Consider the following 26125-nt stretch of genomic DNA (forward strand, 5'->3'; position numbering starts at 1 on the left):
TGCCCTGGGCTATGAGCTTTTGGGGCTTTCAGCCCGTTTACCGGACACCAATATAAAACAATAGCCTCGTTAACCGACTTTTTCACTATTCCAAGATTATTGCACTGCCAGCACGAGTCGTAGTCCGAGGCGTGGTACTCTTGTGCTGGGCAGGAACCAGTTTCGGTCGGTGATTCGCTGGCCCCGGGCATCGTCGGAGAAACTGCCGCCGCGTGCTGCGTATGTGCTTCCTTCGGTCGGTCCTGTGGGGTTGTTTGTGGCGAGGCTGTCGTAACTGTTCTGGTAGATGTCCTGACAATGCTCCCATACGTTGCCGCTCATGTCGTATAAGCCGAGTTCGTTGGGCTGCTTTTTGGCGACAGGGTGTGTCCGGTGTTTCATTCCACTATGGCTGTTCTCTTTATACCATGCCACGTCGTCCACGCGGTTGGAGCCGCTATGCAGAAATCCGTGCGCATGGCGTCCGCCGCGTGCGGCATATTCCCATTCTGCTTCTGTGGGCAGGCGGAAGCGGCAGGTGGCGAGCGTCGGGGGGAGCAGGTCATGGCGCAGGGCATTGAGCCTTTCGATGAAGAGGAGACAGTCTTGCCGTGAGACATTTTCCACGGGATTTTCAGGTGAAGGAAATTTTGATGGGTTATAGCCCATTATGGCTTCCCATTGCTGCTGTGTAACTTCGGTGCGTCCGATGTAGTAGTCATCGAGACAGACGGGTCGCGTGGGGAGTTCGTCGTATTCGAAATGTAGAATCTGTTCGGCTGTTGCACCCATGGTGAATGTACCGCCTTCCACCTGTGTAAGGTGGAGCGGCACGCTGTCGGGGAGCATGACGGTCAGCGGTACGCTTTGGCTGGGCGAGGCTTCCTGAATGGGGTAGTTTCGCTGTGAGAATATCAGGTATGCCGCTCCTGCTATAATCAGGACGAAGAGAGCGTCTATGAATGCTCCGTATCTGAAGGTGTTTTTCTTGGTTGTGGGTGTTTCGTTAGTCGTTTCGTCCGTAGTAGGGGCGCTCTCCGTGAAGATAAATCCTGAGGGCGCTTCTTCGTCGGGTTCGTCGGTGGTTGCTGTGGCGAGGATGCTGTCGGAGGGCTGCGCCTTGTCTAACAATTCGATTGCTTCCTGGGCACTTTGAGGACGCTGCCTGAAGTCGCGTGCCAAGCATGTACGGATAAAATCTTTCACTCCCTGATCTGCTCCGTCGATATGCAAGTCGTTGCTGATGGCGTGGGGCGTGGTCGGTAATGGTGGTATTTTTCCTGTCAGTAGAAAATGGAGTGTGGCACCTACGGCATATATGTCTGTCCAAGGACCGATGTTTTTGGTGTCGCGGCATAGTTGTTCTATTGGTGCGTAGCCTGGAGAGAAGAGCAGTTCGTTTTCTCCGGTTGTGAAATCAGCATCAAGGAGTATGCTTGCGCCGAAGTCTGTCAGTACGGCGTTTTCATCATCATCGAGAAGGATGTTTGTGGGTTTTATGTCAAGATGACAGATGTTGGCACGATGGAGGACCGTCAGGGCGTTGAGCACTTGCCTTGTGTAGTCTGTAGCCTGCCGTTCGGTGAGTTTGCAAGCGTGTGTGTAGAGTGTGCCCTTCGCGAGGTAGTCCATCACGAAATAGGCTGTGCCACCCTCCTCGAATACGTCTGTCACGCTGACAATGCCCGGATGGTGCAACTCGTGCATTCGCATTGCTTCGTTGAAGAAGCGGTTGCGCAGGTGGTCGAATGAAGGTGTTTGCGATTTATAGGTTGTCAGGATGTCGCCTGTTTTTTGTTCGCGATGGTTGATATGTTTCAAGTAGAACTCCTTAACAGCCACAAGCCTGCTACCATCCGGGAAGTGGCTGTCTGTAGCAAGATAAGTGTTCGCGAAACCTCCGCTACCAAGGTGTTGCAGCAATCTGTACCGAGATGCGAGGATAGTGCCTGATGGGAGGAATTGTGTCATGAAAAATTGCCTTTATTGCGTCTGTACTTTTGGCGCAAGAACGATGCGAAAACCTAAATCAGATGCGGGAACATTCGGATAGCAAGCATGTCGCATGCAAAGCGAGGATACGTTTGCCGACAGGTTGTAGCAACTGCCCCGTATGACTCTGTAATGGGTCTGTGTCGTGTTGCACGGATTGAGAGTTGGGCTGCGATGGTAATATGTCACATCGTAGAAATCCATGCACATTTCTCTGACATTGCCGCTCATGTCGTATATACCGAGTTTGTTGGGCGTGAGTGTCTTAACCCGATGTGTACTATTCCTGCTGTTGTCCGCCAGCCAAGCCACTTTCCTGAAATCATTGCTCCCACTGTAGCGCAGATTTTCTGCTTGGTTACCTCCACGTGCGGCATATTCCCATTCTGCCTCTGTGGGTAGGCGGAACTCCCATCCTGCGTATTTTCCGAGCGGCATATTGCTGCGTCGGTCGTTTAGTAGTTTTAGGAAAGTCTGCGCATCTTCCCATGTGATGTTTTCTACGGGATGGTTGGTGCCTTTATGGATAGAAGGATTGTTGCCCATTATTGCTTCCCACTCTCGCTGCGTTACCTCACACTGCCCGATGAAGAAATCATCCAAAGTGACGGAATGTACGGGCTTTACTTCGGCATAGGTATCTGCCTGTTGCTCAAGCGTTGCGCCCATGACGAACGCGCTGCCAATAACGGGTATGAGCGTATGTTCTATATTGTTTGCAAGGGGTATGACGAGTTTCTGTTGATTTACGGCGATTGTGGGACCTGCTATCGGGGCAGGAGAGGGGGTGGTGGGGATGTCGGCGGTTTCGGCAGGTGTGCGGAGTGCCTGCCAGAGACATAATGCACCTATCGCGAATGTCGCAAGGAGGGCTGCCAGAGTTATGATGCTGCGCTTCCCGAACTTTCTCCTTCCTATGCTTTGGGACAGGTCCGTGTCGTAGATGACGATGTAGTCTGTGCCATGCTCATGAAAGAAATCCGTGGCTCTTGTTTCATGCGGTTTCTTTGCACGGGATAATTGTTCTGCCGCTTCGTGGAAGCGTTTGCGCCTATGCTCGATTTCCGTTGCAGCGGCAGAATCTTTCAGAACGATTTCTCCGGTTTGTCTGTTGCGCGTGTTCAGTCCGGGGATGAAGAACTCCTTAATAATCAACTCGCGCGCTGCATCTTGAAACTTCGTATCGGTGGCGATATACACGATGCACTGCCCGTCGTGGCCTATATGGCGCACAATGCGGTAGTGCCCTGCGAGCACTGTGCCTTTTGCAAGCGGGCAGTATGATGTTGAGCGTGGAGAGTTTAGAGTCAATGTCGAAATTCAACTATATTTGCAAAATTGCAAAAAAATGTTGAATAAAAGCATGATATTTTGCAGTAAGTGTTAAAAGTGCTATTTTTACGGCATGAAAGCGTAGAACTTTAAAAAACGTATGCCATGAGAAAATCGATTATAGTTTTCGTGCTATCGTTTATAGCAGGTGTTTCTTTTGCACAATTCCCTGTGCCACATGCTTCGTGTGCAGGTTGCGGTGCAAGTGATGGTCGTCCCCATAGTAGAGGTTGTCCATACGGTGGATCAGCGGAGGATGACGACGACGATAATTCTTCGACCAGTAGCACACCGTCCACACCTTCCAAGCCATCTACACCATCCAAACCATCAACAACTACCACTCCAAAGCCTGTTGAACGACATTTGTTAGATTATAAGTGTAATTTATGTGGTGCAACAGTTAAAGCCTATAGTGTGAATGATGCCATTAGAGACTTTGCTGTCAATCCTTGGTATCACAAGCCTACATGTCAGAATTACAAATCAAAGCCAGGACAGAACCAAAGCCATAGTCTGAAGGACTACATGCCGCGTCCCGAACAACCTGCTCAGCAGAACCATCCGAAGCCCGAGCCGCCATTGGCTTGCCCCATAGCGCAGCGCTTGCCGCAATTCTCCAGCATAAACGAGGAGAGTGTTCTCTATAACAATCCTCAGAGCCTCGAAGGCAGACACGAATGGGGCGAAGTGGATATGGAGGCGGTAGAAGCCTATAATTCCAGACATTCTTATGATGGCATACCTCTACATTATAATACCGAAGATTATACGCATACGGCTGGCAATGCTGTTGTGTTAGGTGCTATCATCGAAGTGGATGGTGTGGTGAGCAAGGTATATCACATCTTTGTGAAAGGACCTAATGGTAAGTATGTCCCTGCAAAACATTTCTTACAGAAGCATGAGAATGAAGGACGTGACCATCGAGGGAACTTAAAGAAATCACGTCTGCGCACTGTTGGCTTGCGTAGTGAGGGTGCGTTCATCGTCAAAGAATATGATGATAATGGCAGGGGCTATTATATAGAGGTTATATCAACAAAGACGGGTGAAGTAATCGCAATGGGCTATAATATCTCATTTCCTGCATACAAAGTGGACGGAAAGTGTTTGGTTTTGGAAGAACCTGACGATAGTAGAGGACAGGGGATAAGAGATATTTATTTCCTGAAAAACGAAGAAGGAAAAACAATAGTACTTGGTAATCAACTCAACTTTTATGACGATGCCATAGTGGTCAATTCAGATAACTTATACAAACTCTGTAATTGGTACGGGGAACCGTTCAAGGTACCCGATGGCGATTGGAATGAGTACTTCGTTGATGTAAAAGCCTTTAACAACAATGGATCGTACTATATTATTGAGACAAAAAATCACCATTTTGCAGTTGTGGGACGAGGCTTCAAACGAGTAGGAGGCTTATACAACTCCGCAGAAGAAGCCCATGCAGCATGGGCAAACAGATAAAAACCGCATGAAATGAAGAAGGCGAAGCAACTTATTCTCCTGTCTGCATTATTGCTGGCTATGCTGCCTATAAAGGCGCAGGTGAGCAATCCTATCCTGCAGAAAGTGGAAATACCGACGGACACCATCATCGACGTTCCGCAGGTGGCGCCCGTGCCTGGCAGTAACCCGTCGTGGACTGATCCGCAAAAAACGAGAGTGCTGCCCGATTCGCTTATCACTTTCCGGGATGGCGGCATAAAGCGCTTCTGCGTTCGGAACAAGCAAATTGACACGAACCGCGACGGAGAGATCTCTGTCAGAGAAGCCATGCAGGTGGAGGGGCTGAGCCTTATGAGTTTTAAGTCGTTTATATGCATTATCAGCCGATACGACGACCTGAAGCATTTCCCCAATCTGGAATGGCTGCACGCTGGTTCTTCGAAGGCGGACACACTCGATGTGTCGGGAAATAAGGCCTTGAAAGTGCTTGATCTGAGCGACTGCCGCGCACTCACCACAATCATCGTCGCCAAAGGCTGCAACCCGGAAATCATCATGCCCCGAAATCTCTATGACGGGAAGGAACCGGAGGTGATTGTCAAGGAATGATGACTTCCTGAAATAATGTTTTTTTGAACGCGAAAGGCGCGGTTTTTTTTTGGAACGCGAAGGACACTAATTTAACGGATATTGTCGCTCTGGAATGGATTTTTGCCATTGCTTCGCTTGGCGATTGCACGGATGGCTGCGCGGTGGATTTTCTACATGAATTTCCATGAATGCCCATGAATTTTTACCTGGACAAGCGTGTACGAACGTTACAAATATGGCGGTCCCAGCGGGACGCAACAGCATAGGCAGGGGTGGAAGGAGCGAAGCGACTGAAACCCCTGTTATATGCAGAAGAATATCATGAGCCCAGTATGGGCGGCACAGAAAATATTACCACATTTTGCACATTTCTGTATCGCTCCGCCGGAGCTCTGTATGATGGGTCTGAACATAACAGGGGTTTTATTCACTCCGCTTCGCTCCGTTCATTTCACCCCTGCCTATGCTGTAACGCTCCGATGGAGCTTACTCGTAGGATGCCGGCAGATTTATTCTGCATGGGTCTCCGTGGATTTCCGAGAATTTTCTTAAAAACTATCGGATTTCATAGTAACCTTTTAGGAAAACGAATTACGCGTCCTTCACGTTCTAAAACTCGCATCAATCCATGAGACTTATTTCTCTTTTTTTACAGGACACCAATTATTTTTTATACTTTTGCAAATGATATCTGTAATCACGACATAGAACAAAAATGGATGAACTGAGACAGCGAATAATGAAAGAAGGACGTGCCAAGTCTGAAGGCGGTATAGTTTTGGTGAGTTCCTTTATCAATCATCAACTTGATCCGCAGTTGATGATGCATTGTGGAGAGGAGTTTGCCCGTCTGTTTCAAGACCAAGGTATCAACAAAATCGTTACCATTGAGGCTTCGGGCATTGCACCAGCCATTATGACCGGCTATCTTATGAACCTGCCTGTCGTTTTCATCAAGAAGAAAACACCAAAAACTGTAGATGAATCGTGGAAGTCGTGGGTATGGTCGTTTACGAGAGGCGACGAGACCACTGTCTGCATCGACCGCCGTTTCCTGACGGACAAGGATCGCATACTTTTCATTGACGATTTCCTTGCGGACGGACATGCCTCAGGCAGTGTTATCCATTTATGCCGTCAGTCGGGTGCGAAAATCGTGGGGATGGGTTTTTTGGTAGAGAAAGGATTTGCACAGGGCGGCCAGTTCTTACGCGACCACAATATCAACTATCATGCTCTTGCCACCATCACCCGTATTAACGAGGACAACACTATCGAACTTGCTGATGATATTCACTTCTAAATCTAAATTCTCAATATAATCCAACAATATGATTACTCAACTGACAAACAATGGCGGAAAGGTTACGCTGACACTCGTTGGCAGGCTTGACACTGTGGCTGCGCAAGAATTAAATGCCGAGTTGCAACCATTGCTGGCAAAACAGAATAGCATAGAAAGCCTCGTGGTGGATGCGGAGGGTTTGGAATATATATCCAGTTCCGGACTACGCATTCTCCTGACACTGACAAAACAGTACAAGGATTTTCGTATCATCAGTGTACAACCGGCAGTGTATGATGTGCTAAATATGACAGGATTCACAAAAATCATGAATGTAGAGCGTGCACTTCGCAACCTCAGCGTTGATGGATGTGAAATTATTGGTATTGGCGGTGTGGGTACTGTCTATCGTTTGGACGACGACACGATTATTAAGGTATTCCGTGAGGGCACGACGATAGAAGAAGTGCGTGGCGAGATTAACATGTCGAAGGAGGCTTTCGTCATGGGTATGCCAACTGCCATATCGTTTGATGTGGTGAAAGTGGGCGGTCAGTATGGCTTGGTATATGAGTTATTGGATGCAGACACCTTAAGTGCTTGCATCAAGCGCGAACCGGAGCGCATAGACGAGTTTGCCCGTAGGTATGCGGAACTCTTCCGGCAACTTCATCAGATTGACGTTCCTGCCTCCAGCAGTGTGCCATGCGCCATGGAGAACGAACGGAAGCAAGTGATGCATATTCGTCGCTACTTCCCGCAGGAAAGTATCGACCTGCTGATGCAGATACTCGATGCGATTCCCAATGGTCGCAGTTTGCTGCATCTCGACTTGCAGACCAAGAATGCAATGGTTCAGAATGGAGAACTAATGTTAATCGATATGGGCGAAGTAGGATATGGTCATCCGTTGCTCGACCTCGGACACGCTTATTCGGCTATGGTAACGTTGGTTGGAGACTACGAGAAGATTATCGGCATGCCCAAGGCTTTGGGTGTGGAACTCTGGAATCGTGCCATCGGATATTACCTTGAAGGCCTGCCCGCAGATGTGGTGGAACAACGCAAACGGCAAATTGAAGTGGTTTCGTGCGTCAGAAACTTCAGTTGGCTCGCTCTGAGTGATTCGTTCCCCGAAGAGGTGGTAAATGAATGTAAGGACGTTTTCGAGGAACGCGTTGCTTCCCGACGCGATTATATTCTCGATGTATGCAAGACTTTCGGAGATTGGCAAATCTAAAGGGGCGTTCTATAAATAACGATAAGTAAGGCGATTCAACTTTCTGAAGTTATCGCTACGCTCGGAGTTTGCGAAGTTGAAGAAATAGAAGAAGTTATCGCTTAGCTCGAAGTTAACGAAGTTAATGAAGTTAACGAAGTTATCGACGATACCTTGGAACGATAAATAACAAAAGAAGAAAAAAATAGAAGATAACATCAGCATTAGTACCGTCGTTAACTTCGAGCGAAACGCTAACTTCGTTAACTTGAAGTAAGTGGAACTTGCGAAACTTGATTAAGGTGAGATAAAGTCAGATAATGCAGAAAACACAGAAAAAAATAGTATCAAGTAAAAACCGCGCCAGTATGTGGATACTGATTGTGGCTGCCGTAGTGCTGGAGGGCATAGCATGCTTTCAGTATTTTTATAGCAGATCAGCCATCCGTAAAGAAGCAGAGCGGCGTGCCAAGACAGAACTTTGCCGTGCTGAACTGGAAATAGAAATGCACACCATTGAGATGGAAACGGTAGCCAAGACCTTGGCAATGATGGCTGAAAAATATGTGGACATGCCGGATTCCATCTTCGCATCCACACGATCCATGGTCGCAGCGGTAAATAGTACGAGTAGTTTGGCTGTAGCCTACGTGCCTGGCTACTTCCCGAGTCAAGGCACATATTTTGAAGCATGTAGCAGTCGCATCTCGGATGACAGCATACACACCCGGCAGATAGGTAGTGCTGCTCACGACTATACGCAGATGGAGTGGTACAAGAACGGATTGGAGAAAGATTCCTGCTGGTGGACTGAACCATATCTTGACGACTCAGGGTCGCAGACATGGGTGGTCAGTTGTTCGTACCCGGTTCGTAAGAATGGTAAAGTGGTGGCAGTTGTGTGCGTGGACCTGTCGCTCGACTATCTGCAGAAACTTTCCGAATATCTGCAGATATACCAAGGCAGTTACTACTCCATACGTTCTTCAAAGGGCGTGGATATCGTAGCCAGTCCTGACACCGTTGCAGGACGCGATTATGAAATCTTCCATGAGGAAATTGACGCCACTGGATGGAATATCTCAATTATCATTCCTGACGATGTGATTTATGCAGAACTGAAACGCGTCAGTCTGATCCTAAGCGGTCTGATGCTGCTTGGTTTGGCTCTGTTGCTGTTTATTCTTTATCGTTCTACTAAGAATATCGCCAAAATAGTTGACCTGAGCAATCAGCAGGAGCGCATAGAGAGCGAACTCAACATCGCACGCAACATTCAGATGGCTATGCTGCCGACACGTTTTCCGCCATTCGAAAACAATCCTAATCTGACTGGCTATGGCGTTGTGGTTCCTGCCAAGGAAATTGGCGGAGACCTGTTCGATTTCCTAATCCGCGATAACAAATTGTTCTTCTGTATCGGCGATGTGAGTGGAAAAGGCGTGCCGGCTGCATTGGTAATGGCAGTAACACGCTCACTCTTCCGCAGTTTTACCAAGAATATAGACAGCCCGGCGCAAATCGTTTCGCAGATGAACGGCAGCCTTTCCGAAGATCCGGACAATCAAAACATGTTTGTAACACTCTTTATAGGGGTACTTGACCTCAACTCCGGGAACCTTCGCTACTGCAATGCAGGACATAATGCACCTGTGCAAATAACGAACAGTCAAAGTAAAACGGCTAATGGTCAATACGCAATGGTCGATTGCATCGCCAATATCCCGCTTGGTATATTGGCAGGATTTGATTACCAGGAGCAGGCCATGCAGATGGCAGTAGGAGACTCCCTGTTTTTATATACCGACGGGCTGACGGAGGCAGAGAATGAACAGCATGAACTCTTCGGCGAGCAAAGAATGTTGCAAACCATCAGGCAGTGGGATACACAAATATCTGCTGCTGAAAGTATTGCCGCTATGCAGGAAGCCGTATCTGACTTCGTGGGCGATGCTATACAGAGCGATGACCTGACGATGTTTACATTTCGCTTTTTAAGTCCCCCGCCAACGTCTCACCACTCTCTCGTCATGCGAAACGATATTGAACAAATCCCAACTCTTGCTGAATGGGTGGACTCACTCGAATTGCCGCAAGATATGAATATGACCATAAATCTTGCGATAGAAGAGGCGGTGAGCAATGTGATGCTTTATGCCTATCCTGAGAACGAAAGCGGACAGGTTCTCGTTGAGGCAGATAAATCTCCCGACATGGTGGTATTTACCATTACCGACTCCGGCAAACCATTCGACCCGACAGCGCAGGCCCAGCCAGATATTTCGTTGTCTGTTGAAGAACGGCCTATAGGCGGACTCGGCATACACCTCGTGCGACAGATTATGGACGTAATAAAATATGAGCGCAAGGATAATAACAATATCTTGACGCTCATAAAAAAGATTCAGAAATACCCAAACGACAACGACCTGATAAACCAATGAAAGTATTTATTATCAACGACGAACCTATCTGCGTAAAGTTGCAAGGTCGCTTAGACACAATGGCAGCAGTAGAAGTTACACCCGATTTCCAAAGCCTCAGTCAATATGCAGACCGACACTTAGTTCTTGATTGTGGCGAACTGGAGTATATCTCTTCATCCGGATTGCGCCTTCTGCTCGCTCTACGCAAGGAAGTCGCCGCGAAAGGCGGCAAGTTGCAAATTTGCAATTTGAGCAAAGATATCCTGCAAATCTTCAATATCACAGGTTTAATAAGTCTGTTCGATATAGATGTGCCCCAATAATTTCTGTTTCAGTGGCTACATGGCAAAAACAAGTGCCATAAAACGTTCCTTATGAGACAATAAAATACGCTTACCTATAATCAATTGAATATAGATTTTGAAAATATCGTAAATGCCCGCGATCTTGGCGGGCTAAATGCTACCGGCGGACGACAAGTGCGCTACGGTTGCCTGATGCGTACAGCCCACTTGCACGACGCCTCCGATGACGACGTGCAGCGTCTGTGCAATGAGTACCACATAAGACGCATTTTCGACTTCCGGTCATTAGACGAAGCCAAATATATGCCTGACCGAGACATACCGGGCTCCGTGCACCACCTGTTGCCAACCATCGATATGAGCGAGGAAAAACGTACTGGAAAGGCTATACCCGAAGAGGCGTTCCTCGATCTTGAAAGCCACATTGTCAACTACTCATTTTATCCCGAAGTGCAACAGATGGCGGCAGATATGTATCCCTCTCTCATTCGTAGCGAATACTCACAACTTCAATATGCCACCTTCATGCGCCTTATCATCGAAACGCCGGACGGAGGTGTGTTGTGGCATTGCTTTCAAGGTAAAGACCGTACCGGATGGGGTGCTGCATTCCTGTTGTCAGCATTAGGTGTCAGTCGCGATGACATCATCAGAGATTTTGACCTCTCCAATGCAGCCTATACCGGTCTTGTCGCAAGGCTATGCAAAGACGTGGAAGAACGAGGTGGAGGTGATAGAGAGAAGGAAGTCATAAGAGCATTTATGGGGGTAAGTACAAATAACTTCAAGCGTACCCTCAACCTTATCGACCAGGAATACGGCTCAATGAATGAGTACCTCCGGAACCAACTCATGATTACACAGAAAGACATACGGACACTCCGAAAGCGCTATCTTCATTGATTTCCCGACTTCGACCTTGTATATCCTTCGTAAACCAAATGTAGAATTATAGAACAGGAAAGTAACCTTATTTATTTGGGATCAGCAGATAAAGTAGGTTGGTCAACAGGTTTTTACGGATAGGATTCAGCGGAGCGATTCAGTACTATTAGGTCTATAAAAATAAGAGGATATGTCGTACTTGGCATATCCTCTCGTTTTTTTTGTGTTTGTTGTTATTCGCCTGGAATGATTGCTCCTGATGGGCAAACGTCAGCGCATGTGCCGCAGTCAACACATACATCGGGGTCGATTGAGTAGATGTCGCCTTCAGAGATTGCTCCAGCGGGGCATTCGTCGATACATGTGCCGCATGCTACGCAGCTGTCAGTGATTACATAAGCCATAATAGTGATAGATTAAATTGTTAATGTGTTGTCTTATTTGTTCGTAAGGCAAAAGTAGGTACTTTTTTCAAAATACAAAGGATTTGTGAATATTTTTTTTGCACGTTGAGTGTTTTTTGAGTAATAAAACGCTTTAGAGCGAGTTATTTATAATGAGGCAGATGAAAAGAAATGTTCTTTTCTCGAAAGAAAAATATAATTTTGCAGTGCAATGTGTCGTAAGATGTTTTGCATTATTAAAAGTATGACTGAAAGAATGACACATATAAGAAAGGTTTTTGTCCTCATGCTTCTGATGCTTATCGGGGCAGGGACTACGTTTGCACAGGAGCGCAAGTTGCAGAATAAGCCTTACATAGACCAGCGCCGGCTGCACTATGGCTTCTTTATCGGTATGCACGACCAGGGGCTTTCATTGGAGAATGCGGGTGCTATAGATCCTGCTACGGGCAAACAGTGGACGGTGAAGAACGACCATGCCAACTTTGGGTTCCATGTGGGTGTGTTGGGCGAACTGAAATTGCATGAAAACCTGGCGCTGCGCGTCGTTCCTACGCTATATTTCGGTTCGAAACATTTTGAGTTTTTTGACCAGAGTACGGGCGAGAAACAGTCGCAGGATATGAAGTCAACCTATATTTCTGTTCCTGTCCACCTAAAGGTAACTGCACCGCGCTGGAACAATTACCGCCCATATGTGGTAGGGGGTGTGAACATGGCTTACGACCTTACCACAGGTAAGCACACCCTGCTCCGCACGAATGCTTTCAACCCAATGGTGGAAGTGGGACTTGGCTGCGATTTCTACCTGCCTTTCTTCAAACTCATACCTGAACTGAAATTCAGTTTCGGTCTCGGTAATGTTCTTGACAAGAAGCGCGACGACCTGATGGAGAGCAGCGACATTATCTATACTAATGCCGTGAATAAAGCCACTACCAATATGGTAACGCTGACGCTCTATTTCGAGTAAAACCGAAGCGAAAAATATTTTCGTTATTTCTATCGCTATTTTTGAATTCTATCAAGCGCTTTCAACTTTATTTACTCACACTTAACCCTGACCTTTTGTTTCGGTTATAACTGCGGTATTCGTCAAGAGGAATCTCTACGTCAGGTTCCACAAGAACGCCTTTTTGGGGTAAGTGAAACTTGATATATTTAATGCTAAGTCCTCTTGATATCCATTGTTGTTCATAGTAAGTCTGTATGCCGAGAATGCGTTGCATTTCGGCATCTTTCGTATGGGAGAGTGTGTTGTATAGGTCTTCGGTACAAAAATCTACGGGCAAATTATTCTTTTCAACCAATAATTTGGTATAAGTGAAAAGGAAATTGCTGTCGGTCTTTACGTGGATTGTGCCATTGTCGGTAAGGAAGCGTCGGTAGCGTTCGAGAAAGTATGAGGATGTGAGGCGCTTCGTAGCCTTCTTCATCTGCGGGTCGCTGAAGGTGAGCCATAGTTCGCTGACTTCATCTGCCTCAAAGAAATGGTCGATGAACTCGATGTGCGTCCTGAGAAAGCCTACGTTGGTCATGTTGGCTTTAAGAGACTCCGTGGCGCCGGTCCACATTCGGGCTCCTTTGATATCTATGCCGATGAAATTCTTGCTGGGAAATAGCCTCCCGAGCCCTACGGTATATTCACCCCGTCCGCATCCCAGTTCAAGCACGATGGGGTGGTGGTTCCTGAAGAAATCAGTGCCCCACTTGCCGCGCAGATGGAAGTCTGAGCCTTCTTCGGGGAACGGCACTTCCACGACGTGTGGGTAGTTTGCCATATCGGCAAACTTTGCCAGTTTACCCTTCCCCATCTTCGAGAATCTTTTTTACGTCGTTTTCCACCTTGTTAAGGCGTGTTTTGCAGAATTTCAGCAGTTGTTGTGCTTCTTTAAGGCGTGTGCTGACGTCGTCGATGTCGAGTTGTCCGCTCTCGAGTTCGCTGACGATTTCCTCCACGCGCTCAATGGCTTCTGTGTAGGTTTGTTTTTCCATATAATTATTATTTCAGGGTTTCTTTTTATGTGAGATGCTCTCCACTTCGCTCTCAATGTAGCCATGTTCGAGCCGTGTGGTGATGCGGTCGCCGGGTTTTAATGTATCGGTGCTGTGCAGGGCTTTTCCGTTGTGTGTCGTTATGCTGAACCCGCGTTTCAGTGTGTTTTGCGGGTCAAGGATTTTTAATGAATTCTCTGCTCGGGTGATGGCATTTTGCTGGTCCTTGAACAGGTCGTTGGCGGCATGACGTATGCGTTGAGGCAGGATTTCCATGCTAATGCGTGCGTTTTGCAACTGTCGTAGGGTTGCGGTGTGCAGGCGTGTGGTGAATTGCTGCAGTTGCGTGAGCCTTTGCCGCGAGAACGTTGCTGATGCCATCTGCAGGCTTTGCTCGCACGCATGAAATCTTCGTTCTTCTCGCCTTATGACGTCAATGGCTGCTGTCTGCAGACGTAGTGAGGTGTTTTTTAGCCATTGCCTGTCGTTGTCGATGAGCGATGAAACACCTTCGAGAAGGCGTTGCCCGAGGTCATCTACAAGGTCGCATTCTCTCTGCTGTCGCTCTATGAGGAAGGCTGCCACAGCCGTAGGCGTCTTCAGGCGTGTGTTAGCCACGAAGTCGATAACGGTGTCGTCCCGCTCATGGCCAATGCCTGTCAGAATGGGTAGTGGGAATTGCGCCACGTTTGCCGCAAGCAGATAGGACTCGAAGCCCATGAGGTCGGAAGTGCTTCCTCCGCCGCGTATTATTGCCACCGCATCCCAGCAGTCTGTTTCTTTTGCTATTTCCTCGAGTGCTGCGATGATGCTCGGCTCTACCTGATTGCCCTGCATCACGGCCTCGAAGAGCCTGACGCGGAAGTGAAGCCCGGATTCCTGTATCTGTCTCAAAAAGTCGCCGTAGCCTGCTGCCCCGTTGCTCGAAATCACTGCTATGCGGTTGAGCGGGCGGGGTAGGGGTAGTTCCTTGTTCAGGTCGATTACGCCGTCCTTCTCCAGTTGGTCGAGTATCTCCTGCCGCTGCCGTGCCTGGTCGCCGAGTGTGTAGGTCGGGTCGATGCCTACGATGTTTAGCGACAGCCCGTAAATGTCGTGGAAATCAATCTGTACTTCCGCAAGAATCTTCAGGCCCGACTCCAGTTCCATGCCCGTACCATTCCTAAAAAGGAGTGAGAGCATGGGGTATAGCGACTTCCAGATGTGAGCATTGGCTCGTGCCACTATCTGGTTCGACTTTTCTGCCTTCTCGATGAGTGTCATGTAGCAATGGCCGTTTGCAGCCACGTGTACATCACTCAGTTCGGCAGTAATCCAATAGGAATGCCGGAACTGTAGCGCAATGGTCTCTCTTATGAGCGCATTGAACTCGGTCAGCGACAGATGCTCCACACCATTATTGGTTTTTCAGTATTTCGTATGCCTTCCACATGTCGGGTATGCCATACCCATAAATTTCATCAGGATTGTCGTATCGGTCTCCTGCGCGGTGTATGGCATCGATAATCAGTTCAGGGCGTTTGTCGGGGAATGCCTGCATCAGGCAGGTTACTGCTCCGCAAAGTATGGGACATGAGAAGGATGTGCCATCTACGTGAGTGATGCTGCCATCAGTGTCGAATGCACGGCACGATTGCCCCATCGCCATCGCGTCAGGTTTTACTCTGCCGTCGGCAGCAAAGCCTTGAGAAGTGAAACTGGTGGCATAGCCGTCAGCACGCACAGCACCTACGGCCAGCATGTCTTTGCCATCGGCAGGAGTGCCTATTTTTCTCCAAGGTTTGTTTCCGCTGTTGCCGGCACTGTTAAGTACCATTAAACCACGACTTGCAGCCAACGATGCAGAGCGGCTGTTGATGGCTGTGACACCATCAAGTGTGGCATGGGTATGGTTGAGCGAAACGTCGTCGAAAGTATTGTATCCAAGTGAACTCGTTATAACGTCAACACCAAGGCTGTCTGCAAATTCCACTGCTGCGCACCAGTTGTCCTCCTCTACGGGAAACTCCGTTGCGCCGTCTTCGCTTTGCAGGAGATAGAACGAAGCGCCTGGGGCTGTTCCGACAAGCACGTTAGGCACGTTGGCACCTATACATGAGAGCACCATCATGCCATGCGAACCGTCAAGGTAGGTGTCCATGTCAGGGCGCACGAAATTCTTTGTGCCCAGAATGTTTACAGAGGCGAGCCCTGCTATCTTGTCTGCATTATGGAACCCGCCGTCGATGACGGCGATGGTCATGCCTTCGCCCTTGAAGCCTGCTTCGTGGAGTTTCTGACCATTTATCAGTTCTATCTGTCGTTTGCCGGCGCCATAGAAGTCTTCTCTCTTCTCCGTTCTGTCGGTTACGTTGTCGCGTACAGAAGGCAGCGTGAGACTCTTTGGTGAGGAATAAACCAATTTCACTGAGTCAACGAATGCCAGGCGGCTCACCTTGTCCATTGTCTTTTCTTTCTTTACTTCGACAACGGCGGTGTTGTTCCATTTGCTGACGTTGCAAACCCTTGCGCCTGTCTTTTGAATAGCGGCAATGTAGTTGGCGCTTACAGGCAGGTCGTGCTCATCAACGGCAAGGTTGAACTTTTTGCGTCGTTCGATGGCTTTCTGAGAGAGGAAAGCCTCAGGGTTTTCCACACTATACCCGCAGTCTGCTTTGTCGTGCAGATATACACGGTATTTATAAGTCTTTTCAGGCTGTGTGGTCGAGGTGAAAATCTGTGCGAAACCTGTTGTGGCAATCATGGCAACTGCCATGGCGATGAGTCTTTTCTTCATGTCGGTGTTTGTTTTTTTTTTTGAGGTGCAGTGTCAATCTATTACGGTGTTCCACCCATGAATGTCGGGCTCTATGCCGTACTGTATGTTGCGGAACTTGTTGTAAAGTTTTTCGCTGATGGGACCTGGTTTGCCGTCCTTCGAGATGACATATTCTTTTCCGCTCTGCAGATCGACAATCTTGCCGATAGGACTGATTACTGCAGCAGTGCCTACTGCTCCTGCCTCCTCGAAGGTCTCGAGTTCGTCTTCCGGAATCTGTCGGCGTTCCACCTTCATGCCAAGGTCGATGGCAAGTTGCTGCATGCTCATGTTGGTAATCGATGGCAGGATGGAAGTGGACTCAGGTGTGACGTATGTGTTGTTCTTGATGCCGAAGAAGTTGGCTGCGCCACATTCGTCGATGTATTTCTTCTCCTTTGCATCGAGGTAGAACTCACTGGCATATCCGGCATCGTGGGCTAACTTGTTGGCAAGGAGCGATGCTGCATAGTTGCCTCCCACCTTGTATATGCCTGTGCCGAGCGGTGCAGCGCGGTCAAAATTCCTGACAATGGCATAATCGTTCGTGGCAAATCCGCCTTTGAAGTAAGGTCCTACAGGTGTGACGAAAATGAGGAAGAGGTATTCGTCGGCAGGATGTACCCCAACCTGTTCTCCAGTGCCGAGGAGCAGCGGGCGTATGTAGAGCGATGCTCCGCTTTCGTAAGGCGGTATGAATTCCTCGTTGAGTTTGATGACTTTCTTTGTCATTTCCACGAAAAGTTCCGTGGGTACTTCCGGCATCAAGATGCCTCGGCTCGTGCTTTGCAGGCGTGCTGCGTTCTCTTCGATGCGGAAGATGCGAATTTTTCCGTCGGGGCAGCGAAAAGCCTTCTGTCCTTCGAACGCTTCTTGGCCGTAGTGAAGACATGTCGCCGCCATGTGTATGTTGATGATTTCAGAAGAGGAAACTTCTATTTCTCCCCATTCTCCGTTGCGCCAATAGCAACGTACGTTGTAGTTTGTTTTGATGTAACCGAAAGGCAAATTGCCCCAATCAAATGAATCCATTTCCATATTTTTCGTTTATTCAATTTGGTCGCAAATTTACGCTATTTTTATTGAAGAATTCTCTTTTACGGTGTTTTTTTAATATAAGGCGAAGCAATATTGCAAAAATGTGATGCTCGCACTTCAAAAATAAGTAATTTGTTTTTGTTTATTTGTTTTTTTATGCTTATTTTTGCAGTGATTTAATATAGTGTTTGTATATATAATCACTTAATATAAGAAACCATGAAAAAAACTATTTTTTTGATCCTTGGACTTATTGTAATGCTGCCAGTATGTGCTCAAAAGCAAGACAAAGAACTATTCAATCATGTGTCTCTCGGTGTTTCACTCGGTACAGATGGTATTGGTATCGAGGCGGCTACACCTATAGGACACTACGTGCAAACACGTGTTGGAGTTGGAATTATGCCTAAATTTTCGTATAGCGACGACGTGCATATTTATACTTCAAATACACTTGGAGACGGAATGGAGTTGGAAAACACTGTAAAAGCAAAAGGCGTTCTTCACAACACCACGTTTAAGTGGCTCTTTGACATTTATCCCTCTAAGCATAGTGCTTTCCATTTTACAACAGGTTTCTTCCTCGCTAACGAAAATGTAGTAAAAGGTAAGAATACCACGACCGATCCATTACTAAAACATGGAGGCGCAATACTTATTGGCGGTCAACCCTTTGGTGCCAATCAAGCCGGAATCGCTAATGTACGTGTCCGTGCAAACAGTTTCCGTCCATACGTTGGAATTGGGTTTGGACGTGCTGTGCCTAAAAAGCATCGTTTTGCCATTACATGCGATTTGGGCATGCAACTTTGGGGAAAGCCGAAAGTTTACGCCTATAATGATGATATCCTACATGGCGGCATGAAGGAAGTCCGTTATCAGGATATTGATAAAAACAGTAGTGCCGCAGACTGCCGAGATGCTATAAGAATCGCAAACCGCATTTTTGCATGGCCAGTAATCAATATACGTCTGAATGGCAAAATCTTCTAAAATTTCGACTATTTAAACAAATACTTCAAATCAATTCACTTAAAAAAATTATTTCAATGAAAAAGTTGTTTATTCTTATGGCCTTAATGGCCCTTCCATTTGCAATTACAAGTTGTGGTGGCGATGACGATGTCAGTGGCGGTTCAGAAACTGGCTATGTCGGAAAACCTCTTACCAAACCCAAGAATTCCGACCTTTCTGATAAATATTACGGAATTACAGACAAGAGCAAACTTCCTGCTGAAATTGAAGATGTGCGTATATATGTACTTGGTGATGGTTATGCTCTCGTTCTTTCTAAAGGCGGAGATATTTTGGGAAATTCTGCTCCTTCGGATAAGGCCCGTAAGTATCTTAAAAATGCAGATGAAACAGATGTTTATGCTCACACTTGCAAGATAACCCAAACGGCGAATGGTGTTTTCACACTCGATATGTATGGTACGCTCGATATAAATAAAAATGCTATTACATTCAGCGTAGGTCCGATGGCACAGCAAGAACTTATGCTTTCCGTACTCACTTCCGGTGTGCTTACTTCTACAACGCTTGTTGATAACCTTTGCCGCGATTGGAACATTATTCAGACCAATATCGAAGTTACGGGTGGTGATCTTGGAAGTGATGGCTATTCCAAGAATTTCAAGTTTAATGATGCCCGCGACCTGAATGTTATCGCAACCGATATTGATGGCCAACAGAAACTGAAAAATGTACAAATGAAGCAACACCTCGGAGACCGTTGCACAAAAATTGACCACATCACTCTTTCACGCACAGGAAAGATAACTGTGGCATACGGTAACGGGCTTGTAGATGTAGGTGATTTGCTAAGTATAGCAAATAACGGAAATGTTTCAATCGAATGGCCCAATGTAAACCTTTGCAATGAATACCTGCGTGGCGAACTTGGCGTTACGGCAAAGATTGAAAGTAATTGCTTGCGCCTTGCGTTTAAGAGTAAAGTTATGGGAAATGTGGCGGAACCTTACAACGTAAAGGTTGAATTCGTTATGGAATGGGCGAATTAATGAAACCATGACTGACAATAGAAAGGGAGCATAAAAGTTCCCTTTTTTTTGTATTTTTATGCTGTATTATCTTAAGGTCCGCAAATTTTTCTTCAATTTTATTTTTACATTTCATATTCTCTGTTTACCTTTGCCGAATAAAGTGTATTTACGAAAGTGCTCTATAATAATCAAACATCATAGAAAACGTTAATTTTCAGTTGATTGTATTTTTGTTGGACTATACAAAGTATCTGCAGCATAGAACTTACTTTTCGTTGTACTAAATATAAAATTCAAATAAAATCAATAATCAAAACTAAACATTTAACAACAAAAAACAAAAAAATGGAAACAAAAAACACGAATGCACCTCAGAGTGCACCTAAGGCCCCTGCAAAGGCAGCGCCTAAGGCTCCCAAAGCCGCTCCTGTAAAGAAGGAAAGCAAAGGCTTTACCGGCATCAAATCCGGTTTGTCTGTAATCTGCGCATGCGCTGTTCTTGCTGTATGTATCTACCTGTTTATTTTCGGTGCCATTGGCAACTTCCAGGGTGGCGAATCTGCAGGTGCTCCGTTCTCTTTCTTGACAAGCGGTGACGTAGAACTCAGTCCTGCGAACCTTATGGGTACGGTTTACAAAGGTGGTTTCGTTGTGCCTATCATCTGGACACTTCTCCTCACTGTAATCGCCCTTGCTATTGAGCGTTTCTTTGCGCTTCGCACTGCTTATGGTAAAGAAAGCCTGGCTAAGTTCGTTGCTAAAATCAAGAGCGCGCTCACAAAGCACGACCTCGAAGGTGCAAAGAAAGTTTGCGATGCTCAGAAGGGTTCTGTTGCAGCAGTAGTAGGCGCTACTCTGAAGAAATATGCAGAAATGGACAGCAACGAGCGTCTGACCAAGGAGCAGAAACTTCTTGCTATCCGTCAGGAACTTGAAGAGGCTACTGCTCTCGAAATGCCTATGCTTCAGGAAAACATGCCTATCATCGGTACTATCGTATCTCTCGGTACACTTACCGGTCTTCTCGGTACGGTGCTCGGTATGATCCGTTCATTCGGCGCTATGAACGCTGGTGAAGGTGGTGCTGACTCAGCTGCACTTGCTACCGGTATTTCCGAGGCTCTTGTAAATACGGCTTCCGGTATTGCAACTGGTGCTGTTGCTACAATCGCTTACAACTACTACACAAATAAGATTGACCGTTTGACTTTCAGCCTCGACGAAGTAGGCTTCTCAATTGTAGAAACTTTCAACGCAACCCACTAATCATAAAAAGGTAAATAAGACATGGGACGATTTAAAATCAATAAACAAGACACGTTCATCGACATGACGCCGATGAGCGACGTCATGGTCCTGCTGCTTACCTTCTTTATGCTTACTGCAACATTCGTCAAGGAAGAACCGGTAAAGGTCGTAGCCCCCGGCTCTGTGTCTGAAATCAAAATTCCCGAGAGCAACCTGCTCACCATCTTCGTAGAGAAGAATGGCAAGGTTTTTATGAATCTGGATTCACCTGCACACATGCAGGCTATGGCCGATAATATGAGCAACAAACTGAACCTGACCCCTGCAGAAATGAAAGATTTTGTACAGGTGCCTATGTTCGGTACGCCCATCGGCGCTGTGAAGTCCTGGCTCAAGCAAGACCCTCAAGTGCGTAACAAGACATTGACGGATGATCCCAAGGCGGGCATTCCCTGCGACACTACATCGAGTGATGAACTTCGTGTATGGGTAGAGGCTGCACGTAAAGGTTGTGGCGATGATATGCGTATCGCCATTAAGGCTGATAAAAACACTTCATACGCTGTCATTAAGAAGGTAATGGCTTCATTACGAGCCATTCACGAGAATAAGTATAATTTGATTACTGCACTCAAAAACGAAGAATAAGACAATGGCAAAGACTGGTAAAAGTAAACAGAAAAAAATGAATGCCCGCGTCGACTTTACGCCGATGGTGGACATGATCATGTTGCTTGTCACGTTCTTCATGCTGTGTACCACGCTCATCAAGCCACAGACCATGGAAATTGCCATGCCTGCCGACTTGGAGACAAATGAGGAAAACAGTACACAGGTAGAGGAGTCAAAAGCAGTGACACTTCTTCTCGACGAAGGCGATGCTATCTATTATTTCGAAGGAATACCCGGTCAGGCTACTCCCGAAAAGACCACCTATGGTAAAGGTGGCGTTCGCGACAAACTGCTCCGCAAGAACCAAGTTGCCTATCAGAAGATTCAGCAACTGAAGAAGGAGTTCCAACTCCAGCAGAGTTCTGACCCGCAGACTTTCGCAAAGAACAAAGAAGCATACGAAGCCAAAGTGAAGGAGATTACAGGTGGCGACGACACGCCAAATGTGATTATCAAAGCATCGGACAAAGCAACATACTACAATCTTGTAGATGCACTTGACGAAATGAAAATTTGCAACATCGGTAAGTTCATGATCAACGACTTTACTGAAGATGACCAGAAGATACTCGATGAAGCAAAAGGTATAGGAACACCAACAAACCAATAAATTCTGAATTATGGCAAAGATAGATTTAAAATCAAAAGAATGGGTTGACCTCATTTTCGAAGGCCGTAACAAGGAGTATGGTGCCTATAGACTGCGTAAGAACGCAGGTAAGCGTACTTTGTACGCTGTGATATGGGTGGCTGTCGGTATTGTTGCTATTCTTATGGCAGTAGGTCTCTATATGGGTGTTAGCGCTGCTATCGCTTCCATAAGTGATGATTCTGCCACCGAACTTTCCAACCTCGAATATGAGGACAAGAAACAAGACGAGAAGAAAGAAGAGGAGAAGAAGGACGAGCCCAAGCAGATTGAAAAGCCCAAGCAGGAGGAACAGGTACAGCAGACCGAAGTACAGCAAGACCAGCCCAAACAGGCTGAGGTGGCTCCTCCTAAACTTGCTCAGGACCTCCAGCAGTTGACCAACGTAGTCGTAAAGAAGGACAACGAAGTTAACAAGGAGAGTGTCATGAAGGCTCAGGATGACGTCATGAAGAACACTGCAGCTATATCCGACCGCGCCTTCAAGGGTGTGAAGGGTGGCGACTTTGCTACTTCTAAAGACTATATTACGAACGACCGCAATGCAGGTGTAACAGGCAACAAGTTCTCTGGCCCCGGTAAGAAGGAGAGTACGGGTACCGCCCCGAAACTCGACGTGAAGAACGTGGCTAAGAACGCAGCAAAGGACGACTCACACATCGAGCGTCACCCGGCTGTTGAAGCCAAGTATCCTGGTAACTGGATACAGTACTTGCAGTCGCACCTGAAGTACCCGGCCATTGCCATTGAGCAGGAGGTGCAGGGTATCGTAAGAATCGAGTTCGTAGTAGGCAAGGACGGTTCCATCTCGCAGATGAAGGTCCTCAAGTCTCTTTCCAAGGAGTGCGATGCAGAAGCCATGCGCGTTATTCGCAGTGCCAAGTGGACGCCGGGTAAGGACGAGCAAGGTAACGCTATTACTTCAATCAAGGTTCAGGAAGTGCAGTATGTGCTCCAGTAATCTTGACAGAGTATCTATAACTAAAGGAGGGGTTTTTGAAACCTCTCTTTTTTTTGTTTATGCAAAACGCTATCATTTTCTCAAAAAACCGGAATAAATTGCTTACCTTTGTAGTTGTTCTTGACAGGAACATATCAATCATGTTTAAAAAAAGAATAAACAAACACAAGATATAATATGAAGAAGTTATTTTATTTGTTTTCAGCAGTAATATTGTGCTTTTCCTGCACAGGCAAGACGAATACTGATGCCAAGGCAGTGCTGTCGAAAGACGAAGTGAAAGTTGCTATCGATGAAACTTTTGCACCTATCATGGAGGAAGAACTGGGCTCCTTTTCGCTGCTTCATCCCGATGCCGACACCTTGCCCATTTATTGTTCTGAAGACAGCGCTGTGCGCATGTTCCTGTCCGACTCTGTTCACATGGCAATCATTACACGCAAAATTTCAAAAGAAGAGGAGCAATACCTCAAGAGCCGCTCCTACAAGTTGATGCAGGCACCCATTGCGTCTGATGCCTTTGCGTTGATTGTCAATTCTCAGAATAACGACACACTCATTGCGCTCGAAGAAGTGAAGGGTATTGTCAACGGGTCTATCAAGCAATGGAACCAACTTGCCAATTCCAACCGCTCAGGCGACATTAAACTCGTTTTCGACAAATCAGGATCGAGCACAGTTCGCTATATGAAAGACTCTCTGAATAATGGCAAGGACCTTGCCCCGAATGCCTTTGCGCAAGGCAGCGCAGAGAAAGTGATTGAAGCCGTGAATCACGACCCCAATGTGATAGGTGTGGTAGGTGTTGATTGGCTGAAGGAAAGAGGCGACTCTACGCTCGCCAATTTCAATGGGCTGGGTTTCAATGTGATGAAGGTCAGTGCGCTACCGCTTGCAAGTGCGCAATACAAACATCCGTATCAGTATTATATTGCCACGGGTGCTTACCCACTTGTGCGTCGTGTCTATGCCGTATGTAAAGACCCGCTTGTCAAGAGCAAACTCAAACTTTTCTACCACTTCCTCAAGGGTGAGCGCGGGCAACTCATCATTTGCAAAAACTCGCAGTTGCTTCCCAATAGCCCTGTCTTTGTCAAGAGTGTGGCGATAAAGAATTAAACCTAAGAGAAAGAAAGTTGTCATTGTTATATAATAACAAGTGATAGCAAAATCGAGAAATTCGCAACATCATGCAACAAAATCCGTAAAGTTTGTAGTTTGCCGCGTTTTTTTTGTAATTTTGCATTCACGCAAAAATGTCTAAAATAATATAACAAACAAACCAATGAGAAAGAAACTGATTTACAGTGTTATCATGGGCCTCGTGTTCATCTTGGGTTCACAGAACGCCCTTGGACAGGCTGAGTATGAAAAGTACGTGAAGTCCGAAACACCGGACTCCTCAATTTTGCTGATGGCAGACGAGGTACTCGCCCTTGAAATGGACGATGCTGAAAAAGCCACAAAATTGATTGAGAAATTGTATAAGAAAGTGCAGAAGAAGCCATATCAGATGATAGGTCTCTCCAACTACTTCCTTCAGAAGAAGTCCATTCCAACAGCAAAGATGACGGCAGAGCGTGCCTATAAACTCTTTCCCGAAGATCCCAGCGTAATGATTCAGTTGGGCGATATTTATCAGAGCATCCGTGCATACGGTAAGGCTACGCAGTATTATGACGAGGCTTTGAGCAAAGACCCTGAAAACCTTTATGCCATGACAATGGCTGCCTATCTTTACAAAGATACCAATCCTGCAAAGTGTGTGGAATATCTGCAGATGATGGACAAGGTGGCTCCCTCGAGCGTAATGGTAAGCCGCTATCTCGGCGACATCTATTATGGTGACAGCCAGAACGACAAGGCGCTTGAGAATTACGTGAACTATTACAAGATTGTTCCTCACGATATTGACAACCTCAACGAAAACTCTTGTATCAATTATGTGGCATTGCTCCGCATGAATGAAAAGTATGATGAGGTTGAAACTCTATCTACCGAACTTAATGGAGTATTCCCGAAGAATACTTTCTTCAAGCGTTCCATTATCGATGCTATCATCAGTACAAGGTATGCTAACCTTAGCGAAGAAGACATTAACCGCGTTATAGAGAAGTCAGACTTTGTCATCAATAATGAGTTGCCCGACACTTCATACAACTATCGCGATTATGCCTATCTGGCAGAGGCTTATAAAGCAAAGCAGGAGTATGATGAATACATCAAATGGGCAGAAAAAGCCATTCAGAAAGAGCCTCGTGCAGCCACAACCCTGTTGCCTGAGATAGCTGATGCTTATTCAAGAGCAGGTAACTATGACAAGGCCATCGAAATGTGTGAGAAATTCATCGCAACAGGTGATACACTCGTACAACCCACCGACTATTTCTTCCTCGCAGGCTATTATGGCAACAAGGCACTCAAACTTGAAGGAGCAGAGCAGGAAGCCGCTCTTGCCAAGGCAGAGGAAATCTACGACAATTACGAAACTATGGTTGACGTGGACGAACAGTATCGCGGCACATTTATGATGGCAGAGTACTACAACGCACTTCAGAACACAGACAAGATGGTTGAATACTTCGTCTTCGCACTCAACAAGATGGGAGAGCCCAATGATGTGAACAAGGCTCACTACGTTCGTGCCAACAAGATGCTCCTCGGTGTTGAAACAGATAAAGATTCTCCCGATGTGGCAAGTATCAAGAAATACTGCTCCGCCATTCTCTCTGTCGATCCGGAAGATGAATTTGCTAATAACGTGAATGAAATTCTCAAGCAGAACGGTCTCTGATTGTCCTTTGAAATAATTAATCTTAATATACAACAATTTATACAACAATTATGAAATTCAAGAAAGTTTTATCGTTCGTGGTGGTTGCTGCG

At 46.6% G+C, this 26125-nt stretch carries 24 protein-coding genes; 16 read left to right on the forward strand and 8 right to left on the reverse strand.

Features of this window, described 5'->3' with window-relative positions; genetic code table 11:
• Positions 1–96: 96 nt before the first annotated feature.
• Together C7Y71_RS10190 and C7Y71_RS10195 are read right to left on the reverse strand one after the other, a co-directional pair.
• Entirely contained in the window at positions 97–1950 is a 1854-nt protein-coding gene (locus C7Y71_RS10190) for a bifunctional serine/threonine-protein kinase/formylglycine-generating enzyme family protein (RefSeq protein ID WP_111897594.1), read from the reverse strand.
• 12 nt (positions 1951–1962) lie between these two features.
• Positions 1963–3282 (reverse strand): formylglycine-generating enzyme family protein, encoded by a 1320-nt coding sequence (locus tag C7Y71_RS10195; RefSeq protein ID WP_111897595.1) that lies wholly within the window; start codon positions 3280–3282, stop codon positions 1963–1965.
• 126 nt (positions 3283–3408) lie between these two features.
• Between C7Y71_RS10195 and C7Y71_RS10200 the strand changes: the two genes are divergently transcribed.
• The 7 genes from C7Y71_RS10200 (at position 3409) to C7Y71_RS10230 (ending at position 11487) form a co-directional block, all read left to right on the forward strand.
• Positions 3409–4776 (forward strand): hypothetical protein, encoded by a 1368-nt coding sequence (locus C7Y71_RS10200; RefSeq protein ID WP_146739343.1) that lies wholly within the window; start codon positions 3409–3411, stop codon positions 4774–4776.
• Between the two features lie 12 nt (positions 4777–4788).
• Complete coding sequence (locus C7Y71_RS10205) at positions 4789–5367, forward strand: hypothetical protein (RefSeq protein WP_146739344.1); 579 nt, start codon at positions 4789–4791, stop codon at positions 5365–5367.
• Between the two features lie 697 nt (positions 5368–6064).
• The gene (xpt, locus tag C7Y71_RS10210; RefSeq protein WP_111897599.1) at positions 6065–6652 is read left to right on the forward strand and encodes a xanthine phosphoribosyltransferase; all 588 of its coding nucleotides are present in this window, start codon (positions 6065–6067) and stop codon (positions 6650–6652) included.
• Positions 6653–6680: 28 nt separating this feature from the next.
• Positions 6681–7874: an anti-sigma factor antagonist gene (locus C7Y71_RS10215; RefSeq protein WP_111897600.1), complete on the forward strand. Its 1194-nt coding sequence runs from the start codon at positions 6681–6683 to the stop codon at positions 7872–7874.
• 347 nt (positions 7875–8221) lie between these two features.
• Positions 8222–10297 (forward strand): SpoIIE family protein phosphatase, encoded by a 2076-nt coding sequence (locus C7Y71_RS10220; RefSeq protein WP_193215909.1) that lies wholly within the window; start codon positions 8222–8224, stop codon positions 10295–10297.
• The gene (locus tag C7Y71_RS10225; RefSeq protein ID WP_111897602.1) at positions 10294–10602 is read left to right on the forward strand and encodes an STAS domain-containing protein; all 309 of its coding nucleotides are present in this window, start codon (positions 10294–10296) and stop codon (positions 10600–10602) included. Before C7Y71_RS10220 ends, C7Y71_RS10225 begins: the two co-directional genes overlap by 4 nt.
• An 84-nt stretch (positions 10603–10686) precedes the next feature.
• On the forward strand, positions 10687–11487 hold the full coding sequence (locus C7Y71_RS10230) for a tyrosine-protein phosphatase (protein WP_111897603.1): 801 nt from the start codon (positions 10687–10689) through the stop codon (positions 11485–11487).
• Positions 11488–11702: 215 nt separating this feature from the next.
• On the opposite strand, the gene C7Y71_RS10235 is transcribed toward C7Y71_RS10230, so the two are convergent.
• Positions 11703–11873: a DUF362 domain-containing protein gene (locus tag C7Y71_RS10235; RefSeq protein ID WP_111897604.1), complete on the reverse strand. Its 171-nt coding sequence runs from the start codon at positions 11871–11873 to the stop codon at positions 11703–11705.
• A 256-nt stretch (positions 11874–12129) separates the two neighbouring features.
• Between C7Y71_RS10235 and porT the strand changes: the two genes are divergently transcribed.
• The gene (gene porT / locus C7Y71_RS10240) at positions 12130–12846 is read left to right on the forward strand and encodes a type IX secretion/gliding motility protein PorT/SprT (protein ID WP_111897605.1); all 717 of its coding nucleotides are present in this window, start codon (positions 12130–12132) and stop codon (positions 12844–12846) included.
• A gap of 67 nt (positions 12847–12913) precedes the next feature.
• Here porT and trmB read toward each other — a convergent pair whose 3' ends face one another.
• Genes trmB through C7Y71_RS10265 form a run of 5 tightly spaced genes read right to left on the reverse strand, consistent with a single transcriptional unit; the run spans position 12914 to position 17697 of the window.
• Positions 12914–13687, reverse strand: a complete 774-nt coding sequence (gene trmB / locus C7Y71_RS10245) for a tRNA (guanosine(46)-N7)-methyltransferase TrmB (protein WP_111897606.1) — start codon at positions 13685–13687, stop codon at positions 12914–12916.
• Complete coding sequence (xseB, locus tag C7Y71_RS10250) at positions 13674–13868, reverse strand: exodeoxyribonuclease VII small subunit (RefSeq protein WP_111897607.1); 195 nt, start codon at positions 13866–13868, stop codon at positions 13674–13676. Before xseB ends, trmB begins: the two co-directional genes overlap by 14 nt.
• A 12-nt stretch (positions 13869–13880) precedes the next feature.
• A complete protein-coding gene (gene xseA, locus C7Y71_RS10255) occupies positions 13881–15260 on the reverse strand; it encodes an exodeoxyribonuclease VII large subunit (protein WP_111897608.1) in 1380 nt (459 codons plus the stop codon).
• 4 nt (positions 15261–15264) lie between these two features.
• A complete protein-coding gene (locus tag C7Y71_RS10260; RefSeq protein ID WP_226943445.1) occupies positions 15265–16644 on the reverse strand; it encodes a S8 family serine peptidase in 1380 nt (459 codons plus the stop codon).
• Between the two features lie 33 nt (positions 16645–16677).
• On the reverse strand, positions 16678–17697 hold the full coding sequence (locus C7Y71_RS10265; protein WP_111897701.1) for a branched-chain amino acid aminotransferase: 1020 nt from the start codon (positions 17695–17697) through the stop codon (positions 16678–16680).
• Between the two features lie 225 nt (positions 17698–17922).
• Here C7Y71_RS10265 and C7Y71_RS10270 point away from each other — a divergent pair, with 225 nt between their 5' ends.
• The 8 genes from C7Y71_RS10270 (at position 17923) to C7Y71_RS10305 (ending at position 26033) form a co-directional block, all read left to right on the forward strand.
• Complete coding sequence (locus C7Y71_RS10270) at positions 17923–18696, forward strand: hypothetical protein (protein ID WP_111897609.1); 774 nt, start codon at positions 17923–17925, stop codon at positions 18694–18696.
• 56 nt (positions 18697–18752) lie between these two features.
• Positions 18753–19727: a hypothetical protein gene (locus C7Y71_RS10275; RefSeq protein ID WP_146739345.1), complete on the forward strand. Its 975-nt coding sequence runs from the start codon at positions 18753–18755 to the stop codon at positions 19725–19727.
• Positions 19728–20054: 327 nt separating this feature from the next.
• On the forward strand, positions 20055–20975 hold the full coding sequence (locus C7Y71_RS10280) for a MotA/TolQ/ExbB proton channel family protein (protein WP_111897611.1): 921 nt from the start codon (positions 20055–20057) through the stop codon (positions 20973–20975).
• Positions 20976–20996: 21 nt separating this feature from the next.
• Complete coding sequence (locus tag C7Y71_RS10285; protein ID WP_111897612.1) at positions 20997–21605, forward strand: ExbD/TolR family protein; 609 nt, start codon at positions 20997–20999, stop codon at positions 21603–21605.
• Positions 21606–21609: 4 nt separating this feature from the next.
• Positions 21610–22239, forward strand: coding sequence for an ExbD/TolR family protein (locus tag C7Y71_RS10290; protein ID WP_111897613.1), 630 nt, complete (start codon positions 21610–21612; stop codon positions 22237–22239).
• A gap of 10 nt (positions 22240–22249) precedes the next feature.
• On the forward strand, positions 22250–23239 hold the full coding sequence (locus C7Y71_RS10295; RefSeq protein ID WP_111897614.1) for an energy transducer TonB: 990 nt from the start codon (positions 22250–22252) through the stop codon (positions 23237–23239).
• Between the two features lie 177 nt (positions 23240–23416).
• A complete protein-coding gene (locus C7Y71_RS10300; RefSeq protein WP_111897615.1) occupies positions 23417–24358 on the forward strand; it encodes a PstS family phosphate ABC transporter substrate-binding protein in 942 nt (313 codons plus the stop codon).
• Between the two features lie 166 nt (positions 24359–24524).
• On the forward strand, positions 24525–26033 hold the full coding sequence (locus C7Y71_RS10305; protein WP_111897616.1) for a tetratricopeptide repeat protein: 1509 nt from the start codon (positions 24525–24527) through the stop codon (positions 26031–26033).
• The last annotated feature ends 92 nt before the right edge of the window (positions 26034–26125 follow it).

Source organism: Pseudoprevotella muciniphila, from assembly GCF_003265305.2.
GTDB classification, from domain to species: Bacteria; Bacteroidota; Bacteroidia; order Bacteroidales; family Bacteroidaceae; genus Alloprevotella; species Alloprevotella muciniphila.

What these genes read in the sequence shown, in the direction of transcription:
- C7Y71_RS10190 (WP_111897594.1), bottom strand. Translation starts at nt 1,950, where the DNA reads ATGACACAATTCCTCCCATCAGGCACTATCCTCGCATCTCGGTACAGA.
- C7Y71_RS10200 (WP_146739343.1), top strand. Translation starts at nt 3,409, where the DNA reads ATGAGAAAATCGATTATAGTTTTCGTGCTATCGTTTATAGCAGGTGTT.
- C7Y71_RS10205 (WP_146739344.1), top strand. Translation starts at nt 4,789, where the DNA reads ATGAAGAAGGCGAAGCAACTTATTCTCCTGTCTGCATTATTGCTGGCT.
- xpt (WP_111897599.1), top strand. Translation starts at nt 6,065, where the DNA reads ATGGATGAACTGAGACAGCGAATAATGAAAGAAGGACGTGCCAAGTCT.
- C7Y71_RS10215 (WP_111897600.1), top strand. Translation starts at nt 6,681, where the DNA reads ATGATTACTCAACTGACAAACAATGGCGGAAAGGTTACGCTGACACTC.
- C7Y71_RS10220 (WP_193215909.1), top strand. Translation starts at nt 8,222, where the DNA reads ATGTGGATACTGATTGTGGCTGCCGTAGTGCTGGAGGGCATAGCATGC.
- C7Y71_RS10225 (WP_111897602.1), top strand. Translation starts at nt 10,294, where the DNA reads ATGAAAGTATTTATTATCAACGACGAACCTATCTGCGTAAAGTTGCAA.
- C7Y71_RS10235 (WP_111897604.1), bottom strand. Translation starts at nt 11,873, where the DNA reads ATGGCTTATGTAATCACTGACAGCTGCGTAGCATGCGGCACATGTATC.
- porT (WP_111897605.1), top strand. Translation starts at nt 12,130, where the DNA reads ATGACACATATAAGAAAGGTTTTTGTCCTCATGCTTCTGATGCTTATC.
- trmB (WP_111897606.1), bottom strand. Translation starts at nt 13,687, where the DNA reads ATGGGGAAGGGTAAACTGGCAAAGTTTGCCGATATGGCAAACTACCCA.
- xseB (WP_111897607.1), bottom strand. Translation starts at nt 13,868, where the DNA reads ATGGAAAAACAAACCTACACAGAAGCCATTGAGCGCGTGGAGGAAATC.
- C7Y71_RS10260 (WP_226943445.1), bottom strand. Translation starts at nt 16,644, where the DNA reads ATGAAGAAAAGACTCATCGCCATGGCAGTTGCCATGATTGCCACAACA.
- C7Y71_RS10265 (WP_111897701.1), bottom strand. Translation starts at nt 17,697, where the DNA reads ATGGATTCATTTGATTGGGGCAATTTGCCTTTCGGTTACATCAAAACA.
- C7Y71_RS10270 (WP_111897609.1), top strand. Translation starts at nt 17,923, where the DNA reads ATGAAAAAAACTATTTTTTTGATCCTTGGACTTATTGTAATGCTGCCA.
- C7Y71_RS10275 (WP_146739345.1), top strand. Translation starts at nt 18,753, where the DNA reads ATGAAAAAGTTGTTTATTCTTATGGCCTTAATGGCCCTTCCATTTGCA.
- C7Y71_RS10280 (WP_111897611.1), top strand. Translation starts at nt 20,055, where the DNA reads ATGGAAACAAAAAACACGAATGCACCTCAGAGTGCACCTAAGGCCCCT.
- C7Y71_RS10285 (WP_111897612.1), top strand. Translation starts at nt 20,997, where the DNA reads ATGGGACGATTTAAAATCAATAAACAAGACACGTTCATCGACATGACG.
- C7Y71_RS10290 (WP_111897613.1), top strand. Translation starts at nt 21,610, where the DNA reads ATGGCAAAGACTGGTAAAAGTAAACAGAAAAAAATGAATGCCCGCGTC.
- C7Y71_RS10295 (WP_111897614.1), top strand. Translation starts at nt 22,250, where the DNA reads ATGGCAAAGATAGATTTAAAATCAAAAGAATGGGTTGACCTCATTTTC.
- C7Y71_RS10300 (WP_111897615.1), top strand. Translation starts at nt 23,417, where the DNA reads ATGAAGAAGTTATTTTATTTGTTTTCAGCAGTAATATTGTGCTTTTCC.
- C7Y71_RS10305 (WP_111897616.1), top strand. Translation starts at nt 24,525, where the DNA reads ATGAGAAAGAAACTGATTTACAGTGTTATCATGGGCCTCGTGTTCATC.